The organism is Kitasatospora sp. MBT66, from assembly GCF_000710405.2.
GTDB lineage: Bacteria > Actinomycetota > Actinomycetes > Streptomycetales > Streptomycetaceae > Kitasatospora > Kitasatospora purpeofusca.
The window spans coordinates 103,853-115,893 of sequence record NZ_JAIY01000017.1 but is presented as its reverse complement, the minus strand read 5'-3'; the positions used below and the strand labels follow the sequence as shown (position 1 = coordinate 115,893).

At 70.5% G+C, this 12,041-nt stretch carries 11 protein-coding genes; 7 read left to right on the top strand and 4 right to left on the bottom strand.

The features are described 5' to 3' along the window. Window position 1 precedes the first annotated feature (1 nt). From BI06_RS39385 to BI06_RS39375, 3 genes are all read right to left on the bottom strand, one after another. Window positions 2–529, bottom strand: a complete 528-nt coding sequence (locus BI06_RS39385; RefSeq protein WP_043476600.1) for an SMI1/KNR4 family protein — start codon at window positions 527–529, stop codon at window positions 2–4. A gap of 557 nt (window positions 530–1,086) precedes the next feature. Next, a complete protein-coding gene (locus BI06_RS39380) occupies window positions 1,087–1,497 on the bottom strand; it encodes a hypothetical protein (RefSeq protein WP_043476597.1) in 411 nt (136 codons plus the stop codon). A gap of 350 nt (window positions 1,498–1,847) precedes the next feature. Next, window positions 1,848–2,987: a class I SAM-dependent methyltransferase gene (locus BI06_RS39375; RefSeq protein ID WP_043476595.1), complete on the bottom strand. Its 1,140-nt coding sequence runs from the start codon at window positions 2,985–2,987 to the stop codon at window positions 1,848–1,850. Between the two features lie 461 nt (window positions 2,988–3,448). On the opposite strand from BI06_RS39375, the gene BI06_RS54900 reads away from it, so the two are divergent. Together BI06_RS54900 and BI06_RS39370 are read left to right on the top strand one after the other, a co-directional pair. Continuing rightward, window positions 3,449–3,682 carry a helix-turn-helix domain-containing protein gene (locus BI06_RS54900; RefSeq protein ID WP_082559031.1) on the top strand — a complete coding sequence of 78 codons (234 nt, stop codon included), beginning with the start codon at window positions 3,449–3,451 and terminating at the stop codon, window positions 3,680–3,682. 776 nt (window positions 3,683–4,458) lie between these two features. Further along, entirely contained in the window at window positions 4,459–5,163 is a 705-nt protein-coding gene (locus tag BI06_RS39370) for a metal-dependent hydrolase (RefSeq protein WP_043476792.1), read from the top strand. A gap of 523 nt (window positions 5,164–5,686) precedes the next feature. Here BI06_RS39370 and BI06_RS39365 read toward each other — a convergent pair. Continuing rightward, a complete protein-coding gene (locus tag BI06_RS39365; RefSeq protein WP_149030629.1) occupies window positions 5,687–5,920 on the bottom strand; it encodes a hypothetical protein in 234 nt (77 codons plus the stop codon). A 128-nt stretch (window positions 5,921–6,048) separates the two neighbouring features. On the opposite strand from BI06_RS39365, the gene BI06_RS47335 reads away from it, so the two are divergent. From BI06_RS47335 to BI06_RS39335, 5 genes are all read left to right on the top strand, one after another. Next, window positions 6,049–6,923, top strand: a protein-coding gene (locus tag BI06_RS47335; RefSeq protein ID WP_369826369.1) for an IS5 family transposase whose coding sequence is annotated in 2 segments (ribosomal slippage) — window positions 6,049–6,439 and window positions 6,439–6,923 — 876 coding nt in all. Because the reading frame shifts where the segments join, the coding sequence is not laid out codon by codon here. A 26-nt stretch (window positions 6,924–6,949) separates the two neighbouring features. Next, on the top strand, window positions 6,950–7,231 hold the full coding sequence (locus BI06_RS39350; protein ID WP_051742826.1) for a hypothetical protein: 282 nt from the start codon (window positions 6,950–6,952) through the stop codon (window positions 7,229–7,231). Window positions 7,232–8,055: 824 nt separating this feature from the next. Next, window positions 8,056–8,355 carry a hypothetical protein gene (locus tag BI06_RS39345; RefSeq protein WP_149030628.1) on the top strand — a complete coding sequence of 100 codons (300 nt, stop codon included), beginning with the start codon at window positions 8,056–8,058 and terminating at the stop codon, window positions 8,353–8,355. A gap of 572 nt (window positions 8,356–8,927) precedes the next feature. Beyond that, entirely contained in the window at window positions 8,928–10,025 is a 1,098-nt protein-coding gene (locus BI06_RS39340) for a glutamate--cysteine ligase (RefSeq protein ID WP_043476579.1), read from the top strand. Window positions 10,026–10,357: 332 nt separating this feature from the next. Then, window positions 10,358–11,941, top strand: a complete 1,584-nt coding sequence (locus tag BI06_RS39335; RefSeq protein ID WP_043476575.1) for an FMN-binding glutamate synthase family protein — start codon at window positions 10,358–10,360, stop codon at window positions 11,939–11,941. The last annotated feature ends 100 nt before the right edge of the window (window positions 11,942–12,041 follow it).

The window sequence follows — 12,041 nt, the reverse complement described above, 5'->3', positions numbered from 1 at the left end:
GTCAGCCGAATGAGCTGTCGCTCTCCACGCTCTTGAACCCGTTGGCGGAGGTGAGGCCCTCGACGAAGGACCGGAAGTCCGGAGCGAGGGCCAACTCCGAGTCGTCGTCCGCGTCGAACCAGGTGACGGACGGTTCCCCGTGCCGGACGCACACGCGGTAGTCGAGTCCGATCCGGCACGGCCCGTCACCCGAGAGCAGCACCACAGCGGCGGGGAGGCTCCACTCCTCGACCAGGTACGGGCTGTCGAACAGGGAGATCGACCGCTTGCGGCGGCCGATGCCCAGCACGCTGTCGAAGGGCACGTGGTCGGGACTCCAAGAGGTCGGCCCGCTCGTGGGGAAAGCATTCCGGTCGCTCGTCACCCGGCCCCCGTTCTGCTGCCGCAGCAGGTCGAGAAGGGAGTCGGGCAGCGTGACGTCCAGCAGCCGCTCGGCCTCCAGAACCATCCGGTCGGTAACGGGCCGCTGCACTCCGTAGTCGCTGCCGGTGTCCCACAGGGACTGCTGAAGATCCTTGTAGCGCGCCATGCCGGCATCCTAGGAGCCAGACCCGACAGTCGACCGCCAGCCGAGCACAATGCTCACGTGACTGCCCGTATGCGGGTGCGGGCATCGTGCGGCTGCCCGGTTCCCTTGCCGATCGCGAGCAGGACAGGCTGCTGGAGGTCAGAATCGCCTGCCCGGACATCGCCCGGTACGACCTGGCCGGATGTTTCCACGCCCTCATGATCAACCGCCTCGGCACCCTCCCTGCACAAATGGATCCGCGAGGTCGAACGGGACGCCCCCGCACCGATGCCATCGTTCGCGGGTTTCGTCCACCAGGACCTCGACGTTGTCACCGCCGGCCGCACCGTCGGAATTGCGTTCCGGCAAGGTCTCGTGCGGTAGGCGAGGTTGCGTATCCAGACCGGTAGGTAACGCTGCGCGGTACCGCCGAACAGGCCCGTGCCACGCAGTGCGCCGGTGGGCTGGAGGCTGTCGAGAAGCTCCTCGAGACCTGAAGCAGGCCCCGGTAGATGCGACCGGGTTGGTGGTCCACCTCTTCTCGGAGCGGACCACCAACCCGGTGTTCACCGCACGGGTCAGCGATAGATCTGTGCTGACCGTTCTGGATCACGAACCACGTTCGACACGAAGAGACCGAGATAGAAGTCCTCGGCTTCGACGAACGGCGTCGGATCGTCCTTCAAGCCGGACCACTCGGACGGAACCGTATCGCCCAGCTTGATCCTCCGAGCGATGCTCAGAACGCAATCGGAGCCGACGACATGGTGCTCGACGTCGGCGGACCCGTCGAGCCGGACCGTTTCCTCGCTCACTCGGAGCAGGAGCCCACCCGTGTCCCGGTAGAACACGACATCGGTACCGGCCAGCTTGCCGTAGTGACCATGTGCCGCCTGCGAAGGCTCGAGGCTTCTCACGTGCTCCGTCCCACCGGTGGTGGGATCGAAGTGAGTCACGAGCCCGAAGGTTTCGAAGGATGCAATCAGCATGACTACCTCTTCCCCAGACCCAGGTCGTTGCCACCTGTCCGCGGCACCTCGGGAAGGAACGCGGCCCGTCAGCTCAGCCTGAATCACCGGGAGTCCGGATCCCCGCACACCCGACAGTCGTACTCGTCCTGCGACTCAAGGGCGACCGGGTGACCGCAGAAGTCACATGGTCGCTGGCCGACGAGCCCGGCTACCGGCGGCAGATCAGAACGCTGGCCAATCTGCAGGAGGGCCGTCACGCGCTCGCCCGGAAGATCTTCCGCCCGGAGAACGTGCGGAAATGCTCTCCCCCCTTCCCCGGAGGCGATCGCCGGGGCCACAAGCCTACTCGCCCCGGCGACGGCCGACGCTCACCGTTGAGTGCTGGCCAGGCGCCAAAGCGAAGTGACCTCCGAGGAGCGGGCGGAGTGGAGGGGATCTGCTGTGTCCCGGGCTCGTGGATGCCGCGGCCGGATGTCAGTCCTGTCCACCACGTGCAGGCCCGCTGCCTTGATGTCGTCCAGAAGTTCGCTGCGCGTCCTGAGTCCTAGGCGCTCGGCCAAGTCCGAGAGGATCAGCCATCCTTCGCCTCCCGGTTCGAGATGCGCGGTGAGTCCGTGCAGGAAGTCGCGGAGCATGCTGCTTCCCGAGTCGTAGACCCCTTGTTCTACGGCGGACGTGGGGAGGGCTGGAATCCAGGGCGGGTTGCAGACGACAAGGTCCGCCCGGCCTTCGGGGAAAAGGCCGGGGCCCACGATGTCGATGTGCCGGGTGAAGTGCAGTCGGCGGATGTTCTCGTGTGCGCAGGCCAGGGCACGCGGGCTGATGTCGGTGGCCACGACATGGTCGATCCCCCGATGGGCCAGGACGGCGGCGAGCACTCCCGTCCCCGTCCCGAGGTCGAATGCGGTAAGGCGACCCGCGCGACGGGCCACCAGCGCGGGGAACGGTGCTTGTGCAACGAGGTCGACGTATTCGCCCCTGACCGGGGAGAACACGCCGTAGTGCGGGTGAATGCGGGCGCCGAGGGCTGGTACCTCCACGCCCTTCGTACGCCACTGATGAGCTCCGATCACGCCCAGTAGTTCTGTGAGCGAGACGGCCATCGGCTCGGCCGGCGGACCGTACGCCTCGGCGCATGCCTGGCGCACATCGGGGGCCCTGCGCAGGTTCAGGACGTAGTCGCCATCCAGCAGGACGAGAAGCTTGCCGAGCACACGGGCACGGTGGCCGCGGGCCCTGCGGTGCAGGTGGAAGGACTCTGCTGGGCTGCCGCCCTGCCGAGAAGGTTTCCGGTCGATGCGACGGCCCAGGGCTTGCAGGAGTTGACGTGCGTTGTGGAAGTCGCCCCGCCACAACAAGGCGCCTCCCTCACAGGCCAGGCGGTACGCAGTGTCGGCTTTCGTACGGTCGTCCGCGCCGATGACCCGGCTGGGAGGCGGTGTCGCGCTCTCGGAATGCCAGTGGGCGGAACGGGGGGTGTTCATCTCGGTCCAGTGGATCGTGGACACCACGTACTCCTCGTGGTCGAACGTGCAGGGGCACGAAGAGCACTTCGACGAGGAGCAGGGCAAACGACCCGTGCTGCAGCACGGGCGCGTGTGTCAGGGCAGGTGGGGCTACCGCTCCCGCGTCGAAGCGCGAGAGGAGGAGTCGCCGAGAACCATGCCGAGCGTCACGACCAGCCCTTTCAGAGAGACGAGGTAAGAGGCTCGCACAGCCCGCTGTCCGCAGGCAACCCAGCCAATGGGCTGAGTCGGGGAGGGCTGTCCCGGCCCACCGCGGTTCACTTCTCGTCGGCGGTGTCCTTGCGGTCCGAGCGGCGCTCGCCGTCGCTCCCGACGCGACCCGAGCGCCGAGTCGGTCAATGACGTTGGACCTGCTCGCCGTCACCGCCCGGGCCACCGAGAACCAGCTCGACCAGACCGTGCCTCTATGAGAGGGTCCGCCAGGCGCGGGGGTCGAGGTTCAGCTGCGGAGGCAACGCACCGGACGCCAGGCCTCCGAGAGGGCAGCGCCTGCCCGCACCGTCTACGCCGAAGTCCCGCCCCGCACCGAGTACAGCCTCACCCCGCTGGGCGGCAGCCTGATCGAGCCGTTCCTCGCGGTCCGGGCTTGGGCGGAAACCCACGCCGTCGAGATCCACCGCCACCGCACCGCCCACGACCGGGCGGCCTCCACGGAGCACAGCAACCGGGCCAGGTGAGCACTGGCTGGGGCGAACACCGGCTGCGGAGCGGGGAACCACCGCTACGGCGAGGCCGGTGTCGACGCGCGATCCGAGACCGAGTGCGCGGGTGTACTGCTCGGCGATGCGGGGCGCGTCCTTCGGGTCGAGGGTTCGTCCGGCGGTGAGGAACTGCTCCAGCAGCTCCTCACCCAGGTTCAGGGGCAGCGTCTCATCCGAGATCCCTCCAGTCGATCCCGGACGCCGTGGCGACGCCCGCGGACACGGCGGTCGGGCGGCAAGGACGCGCCGAACGGCCGATTGCCGCAAGCCCTCGGCGCGGTTCGCCACGGGCACGGGACACCGACCTCGTACGGCGCGAGCGGCAGCGTGCCCGGCGGGTGGACGGGAAGCGCCGGTCGCCTCTTCGACGGCGGGCCGGGGCCGCCAGCGGCGGCGGAGGCGACTCCAGCCTGCTGCGCGACTACCCGGATGGCAGGCACGTCGGCTGCCGCCGTCCCCCTGCTGCTGCTCTTCCCGGCCCTGCGGCGCACCGTTCCGACCAACGCCGCCGCCGGTGTCCTGAGGCCTGACGCGACGGTCGGGGGCGGATGCACGCCGGGCCACGCTCGACGGGCACCGGCGCTCCGCTGCCTGTCGCCCCCGACCGGAACGTTTCGTCGGCCGGGGGCGGGCCGGTGTCACGCTCGGGTGGAGTACGGGGCGCGGCGGGGGGTAGCAGAACGATCTCCGTCCGGTCCGGTGCCACCGGCAGGGTGGTGGTCGCGTGGACGGACAGGAAGGCGGGGGCGTCGATGATGGGTCAGTCGCACGCGATCAGCGGAGCCCTGGTGTACGCGGCGACGGCGTCGTTCCTCCCGGAGAAGGTGTTCGGCACGGTGCCCGGGCCGAGCGAGATCCTGGTGGGGACGCTCCTGTGCGCGGGCGCCGCGCTGCTCCCTGACGTCGACCACCAGGACGCGACCCCCGCCCACCTGTTGGGTCCGGTGTCCAGGGCGCTGTGCCGGCTGGTGGGCAGGCTGTGCGGAGGCCACCGGCATGCCACGCACTCGTTGCTGTTCGTCGCGCTCGCCGGCTCGGGCACTTGGGCGGGTGTGACCCGGCTCGGTGACGGCTTCACCCACGCGCTCACGTTCGTCCTGCTCTTCCTCGCGGGGCGGGCCCTGCACCTGCATCCGCCCGGCCACGGGCCGACCGCGTGGTTGACCTCCGTCGGCCTGGCCGGGATCGGCACGGCGTCGGTGGCGGCCTGGGTCCCCGGCATCGCCGCCTGGCTGCCCTACACGGTGGGCCTGGGAGCTCTCACCCACGTGCTCGGCGACTTTCTCACCCGTCGCGGCGTGCCCCTGTTCTGGCCGTGGCGGCGTCGGTTCGAACTGGTGCTGGTCCGGCGGACCGGGGGAAAACTGGAAACCCGGGTGTTCGTGCCCATGATGACCGTCGCGACCGTCGCGGCCCTGTGGTGCACGGTGTTCTCCCCGCTGCTGGCCGTGAGTTGAGGCCGGGACGGGGCGAACCGGGCGCGGAGGAGGTGATCGGCGGGCGCGCGGGCGGCCGCCTGCCCGAGATCGGTCGGGAGGAAGCGGACGGACGGCGGCGGCGCCCTGGTGACCGACCCGCTCGTCCGGCTGCTCATCAAGGGCCCGCCGCAGAAGACTTGCTGTCTCCACACGGCATGCGACGACGGGATCCGCCTGGACACTGCACCGCCCGCGTGGCCTGCGAGCAGCTCCCCGCCCAGCCTTGCCCGGCCTTGACGCGGATCTCCTCGCGGCGCGAAGCCGTTCGAGACGGGTCCGCTGTTCACCCAGCGGGTCCACCGCTACGGCCGGCTCAGCGTCCGCACGAACCGCCTGCGGGACAGACCGAACGTGCTGTCGTCCTTCCAGGTCGTGCAGTTGATCACCATCGGCGCCGCCTGCGCCGAGGCCACACGAGGACGGCATCGAGGCACCACGATCAGCAACCGGTCCCGGCCCCCGTGCGCAGGGAGCAACCCGGAACCGTCAGCGACGGGTTCGGTCAGTTGTGCTTCGGTCTCCTGGTCCTCGGGTTCTTCCGTCCGATTGCGGTGCAGCCTGCGGCCAGGATCAGGGCGTTCGCGATGATGTACGTCCACCCGCCCGCCAGCAGGGTCCTGTGGAAACTGCCGAGACCTATGAAGGCGCCCATTCCGCGGTCCAGCACGAAGTAGGTGACGGCGTAGACGGACCGTCCCGCCCAGAGCATGGAGAGCCAGTTCGCGACGGTGGCCACGGTCCTCAGGCTCCCGCGGCTGCGTCCCCTTCGAAGCTGCCCGACCCCGGCGAGGGCGGATGCCGCAGCGGTCCCGAGGACGAGGGTCTGTTGCGAAAGTGGATCCAGGTCGTAGATGATCACGGTCTGTGGGACGTGGTGACCTGGCGAACGGCCAGTGGGAGCGTCTGGAGCCGTTGCTGCCGGTGGGCAAGAAGCCGGGCCGCCCGCGGACGTGGACTCGTCGGCAGTTGATCGATGGCATCCGGTGGCGGACTCGGACCGGGGCGCCCTGGCGTGACCTGCCTGAGCGGTACGGGCCGTGGGACCGGGCCTACGACCTGTTCCGGCGGTGGCAACGCGACGGCACCTGGAAGCGCATCTTCGAGCAGTTGCAGGCCGATGCCGACGCAAAAGGCCTGATCACGTGGGACATGAGCGTGGACTCGACTATCGCGCGCGCCCACCAGCATGCCGCTGGAGCGCGTAAAAAGGGGATCTACAGAAGGAGCTTCCCGGCGGCGTCGACACTGAGCCCGATGATCACGGACTCGGACGCTCGCGCGGCGGGCTGACCACCAAGCTGCACCTGGCGGTTGAGCAGGGACAGAAGCCGCTGTCCCTGCTCGTCACCGCCGGCCAGCGGCACGACAGTCCCCAGTTCCAGCCAGTCTTGAACGCCATCCGAGTGCCCAGGACCGGCCCCGGCCGGCCCCGCACGAAGCCGGACAGGGTCCGCGCGGACAGGGCGTACGGCTCCCGCGCGGCCCGCTCCTACCTGCGCCGACGCGGCGTGAAGTGCACCATCCCGGAGAAGGCGGACCAGATCCGCAACCGGCGGAAGCTCGGCTCCCGAGGCGGCCGCCCGCCCCAGTTCGACAAGGGCGACTGCGAGCAGCGGCACGCGGTCGAGTGCGGGATCAACCGGCTCAAGCGTCACCGCGCGGTCGCCACGAGGTACGACAAGCTCGCCGTCCGCCATCACGCGACGGTGCTGGTCGCCGCCATAAACGAATGGCTGTGAGGCGCCCTGGGTGCGACCATGCGGTAGTGAACGCAGATCTCCCCGACGGATGGACGATCGAGCGGGTCCGATCCGTCTCCGGCGACGCCGAAGCGGATCTGCTCTCGCTTGAACGGCTCGTCGTTGTTGAACAGCCCGGCTCCGCAGACTACGACGTCCTCCAGCCTGACGTCATCGTGTCGTTCCATGAACTGTGCCTCGCCCGAGCTGACGACGAGTGGTTCATGGGACAGCTCGCCGCCGACGGCTCAATCATCTGCTGGGCGTCCTACGGCCCTGACCTGGCCGAAGCCATTCGTGGTCTGTGAGCCACGCGGGCGACCTTGATCCACTTTCGCAACAGATCCTAGCCGAGTTCGTGAGGGTCCAGGCGTTCGTGCAGCCTTCGGCCCATCGCTCGTGCAGGTGGGCCTTGAAGTCGTCGAGTTTGGTCCTGCGGTGCTGCCACTGCCCCTGGAACAGATCTTCCGGCCGCGCGGCGGACGGGCTGAAGCTCGGCGAACAAGTCGGTCTCCCGCCGTGAGACCCCCGTGCGCCAGCGGTTGGGGCAGGCGTAGCGGCCGAGGAAGAACATCGCCTGTGGAGCGGCGGCGCCGTCCCGGCACTTGGCAGGTTCCCGCGTCGGGATGGTCGGGCAGGGCTGGATTCCGCTGCTTCGAAGAGCTGGTCGGTGGCCTTGTGGACGGTGCCCGATCGCGCGGCCCACCACGTCTTCGACGGCAGGCGGTCGCCGCGCCCGGTCGGCGCGGGGATGCCGCGGATGCGGCTTCGGTGCCGCTGCCGTGCTCGCCCTCGCCGGGAGGGCGCCCTCGAACCGGCCGGCCCGGGCGCCCGGCGCGCGGGCGGGGTCGACCTTACGTCCGCGGCGCGAGCGCGGAGGTCGGCCACGCGGCCGGGGACCGTGCGGACCGGGGTCGGGTGGGGGCCGATGGTTCGGTGGACGTGGAGCCGGGACTGCCTGGTAGTGTGCCCCCACCGAGTTTGAACATGTTCAACAATGGGGGAAGTCATCGACACCGTGCGCGTATACCCGCCGATTCCGCGGGCGGGGCGGGTCCTGGCGGTGGCGGCGGCGCTGTGTGCCGCGCCGGCCGTGATCTGGGGGGTCCAATCCTTCGAAACGGTGGTCGGTATGCCGATGATCCTCGGTTCACTCTCCGCCGCCGTGCCGCTTCTCGCACGGGACAGCACCGATTTCAGGCCGGCCTGCCTGGTGTTCGGCTGCGGACTGCTGGCCTTCTCGGTCCTCGTCCTCCCGTACAGGATGTTCACGCTGGCACCCGCGGGCATCGTCCTCCTCACCGCGGCGAGCTGCACACGCCCCGAACCCGGGCGCCTGCCGCTCCTGATCGGCACCCTGGTGTCCGCCACCACCCTCGGCTTCGCCGGCTGGGACATCGGCACCACCTGGACCGCCCCCTGGTCCCAGTAACCGGACGCGTTCGCCGCCACCGTCCGGACGGACAGCCCCCTCCGGGGGACCGGCCCCCACCCGGAACTCCTCCACGACGGCCCGGGCCTCGGCCACGGCGCCACCCGGGTCTCCAGGCGGGAGCCCGACACCGTACGACTTCTCGTCGTCCTCGACCCCCGCACCCCCGACGCCGAACTCGCCGTCCTGCGCCGCCTGATCACCGACCTGCCGGGCGTCACCGACGTCCGACGCTGCGACCCACCCGCCGGGACCTGCCGCTGACCACCGACCCCGACGGCAGCCACCCCAGCCCCGCCCACTCCCGGCACACGCGCGAACCCGACCGCCCCGACCCACCGGTCCACTCCTCACCGCCCCCCAGGCAGCGGGCCACCAAAGGGACGCGGTCGCAGCACGGGCAGGGCCTGCCGGTGGTCCGCTGCGCGCCTGACAGCACCGGATGCCGCCGCGACCACCCGGCCCTCCGGCCCGTCCTGCGTCCGCCCCGCCGTACTCATGCTGATTCCCCGGCCCCGCCCCCTGTTGTGGCCGCCCCGCATGGGTGTTCCGCTCCCGGGTACACGCTCCACATGCTGACGCTCGGCATCGAAGAGGAGTACCTCCTGCTCGACCCCGCCACCGGGCTCCCGGTGGCCCGCGCCGCCCAGGTGCGCGAGGCCGCCCGCCTCCAGCCGGCCCTGGATCGCGGCGAGGTCCAGCGAGAACTGCTCCAGGCACAACTGGAGGTCGCCACCCCCGTCTGCCACGACCTGGAGGAAGCCGGCGGGCACCTGCTGCGGATGCGCCTGGCTCTCGGCGAGGCCGCCCGGCAGGAAGGCTGCCGCCTGGCCGCGTGCGGTGCGGCGCCGTTCACCGATCGTCTGCCGGTCCCCGTCACGGACACCGCCCGCTACCGCGCGATGCGGAGCGACACCCGGCTGCTCACCGACCAGCAATTGATCGCGGGCATGCACGTCCACCTCGGCATCCACGACCGCGACGCGCGCGTCACCGTGATGAACGGGCTGCGCCCCTGGCTGCCGCTGCTGGTGGCGCTCGCTGCGAATTCCCCGCTGTGGCAGAACACCGACACCGGCTTCGCGAGCTGGCGCACCCTCGTTTTCGGTCGCTGGCCCGTCAGCGGGCCGCCGCCGCACTTCCACGGCGCCGACGCCTACGACCGGCGTACCCGGGCCCTGGTCGAGGGCGGGCTGATTCGCGACATTCAACAGGTCTACTGGCACATTCGCCTGTCCGAGCACTTTCCCACCGTCGAGATCCGCGCCATGGACGTCCAGCTGCGGCCCGACGAAGCGGTGATGCTCGCCGGAGTCGTCCGCGCACTCGCCACCCGGGTGCTCACCGACGCGGAAGTCGGACCGCCGCACCCGGCCGTCGAGCAGGAGATGCTAGCGGCCGCCGTGTGGCACAGCGCCCGGCACGGCTGCGCGAGCACGGCCTTCGACCCGCTGTCCGGCGGGCTGTCCACGGTCGGTGACGCGGTGGCCGCCCTGCTGGACCACCTCGCCCCGGTGATCGGGGACAGCGCGGACGAGCGGCACATCGTCCCTGTGCTGGAACGCATGCAGCGGGACGGCAACGGCGCCGCCCGCCAGCTGCGCCGGCTCCGCGCCGAGGGCCGCGAGGGACTCGTGAAGATGATCACCGACCAGACCACCGGTGCGTGACCGTCCCGGTCTCAGTGATCGCCGAGTTCGTGGCGATGCTGGCCCGGCACGAGACGCTCCACCCGCAGCGGGCCGAACCGGCGGACCCGCCGACGTCGTGACCGCCCGAGTACCGTACGGTGCACCGGAGCCGAGGGCGGAGTGTTCAGCGGCCGGAGCCGATGCCCCGATGCCCGGGCCCACGCCCCGCTGCCCGGGCCCGCGCTGCTCCGGCAGGATCCGGTCGCGTCACCGGGTGCGCCGGTGTCGGCGTGGGCAGGGAGAGCGGGCGGCCGACGGGAGTCCCCGTCTGCGCGGGGTTGAAAGCGGGGCTCCGGGTTAGACGGCATCTCGTGCTGAGACTTCTGTGGATCGCCGGATCGGTGTGCGGGTCGGCCGTCGTCGTGGCGGCGGCGTTCGTGGTGTCACCCTGGTGGTGGTGGGCGGCCGTTCCCGTGCTGGTGTTGACGGTCCTCACGGCGGCTGATGTGCTGCAGACCCGCCATTCGGTGCTGCGCAACTACCCGGTGCTGGGCCACCTGCGGTTCGCACTGGAGGGCATCCGGCCCGAGGTCCAGCAGTACTTCGTCGAGCGCAACGTGGACGGGCGCCCCTTCGACCGCGACACCCGCAGCATCGTCTACGAGCGGGCCAAGGGGACTGATGCGGAGGAGCCGTTCGGCACCGAACTCGACCTCTACGAGAGCGGCCGCGAATTCCTCGTACCGTCCATGGCTCCGGTCGCCGTGCCCACGCGGGCCCCGCGGGTCCGGGTGGGCGGGCCGCACTGCACCCGGCCGTACGACATGGCGCTGCTCAACGTCTCGGCGATGAGTTTCGGCTCCCTGTCGGCCAACGCGGTCCTCGCTCTGAACAAGGGCGCCGCGCTGGGCGGATTCGCCCACGACACGGGCGAGGGCGGGCTGTCCGAGTACCACCTGCGGCCCGGGGGAGATCTGGTGTGGGAGATCGGCACCGGCTACTTCGGCTGCCGCACCGAGGACGGGGGCTTCGACTCCGCCCTGTTCACCGAGAAGGCGGCGCACCCGCAGGTGAAGTGCGTGTCGCTGAAGCTCAGCCAGGGCGCCAAACCGGGGATCGGCGGCGTTCTGCCGGGGCCGAAGGTCAACGCGGAGATCGCGAGGGTCCGCGGTGTCCCGCAGGGAAAGACCGTTGTTTCCCCGCCCTACCATCGGGTGTTCTCCACCCCGCGTGAACTGGTGCGGTTCATCGGCCGGATGCGTGCGCTCGCGGACGGCAAGCCGACCGGCTTCAAGCTGTGCGTCGGCTCCCGCAGCCAGTTCCTCGCGGTCTGCAAGGCCATGGTGGAGGAAGGGGTGACGCCGGACTTCATCGTCGTCGACGGCGCGGAGGGCGGGACCGGAGCGGCCCCGCTGGAGTTCGCCGACCACGTCGGGATGCCGCTGACCGAGGGCCTGATGACGGTCCACAACGCTCTGGTGGGCACCGGTCTGCGGGACCGGATCAGGATCGGTGCCAGCGGCAAGGTCGCCACCGGGAGCGATCTGGTGAAGCGGCTGGTCCAAGGGGCCGACTACACCAACGCCGCCCGGGCCATGATGTTCGCCGTCGGCTGCATCCAGGCCCAGCGCTGCCACACCAACACCTGCCCGGTCGGCGTGGCCACCCAGGACCCGCGCCGGGCCCGCGCCCTGAACGTGGGCGACAAGGCCCAGCGCGTGCGCCGCTACCAGGAGGCCACCGTCAGGAGCGCTCTGCAGATCATGGCCGCCATGGGAGTCGACAGCCCGTCCCGGTTGCATCCGCACATGCTCCAGCGCCGTCTCGATCCGCAGACCATCCGCTCCTACGCGGACCTCCACCCCTGGCTGGACCCGGGGCAGCTGCTGCAGGACCCGCCCGCATCGTGGGCGCGTGACTGGAACAGCGCCGACCCCGACCGATTCACCGTCTGACTCATCGCCGGACAGGTCCCCTCCACCGAGACGTGGTGCCGCAGGGCGGCTCGGCGTTCGTGCGCAGCTCGCCCGACGAAGGGCGCGGACCCGTCCTTTC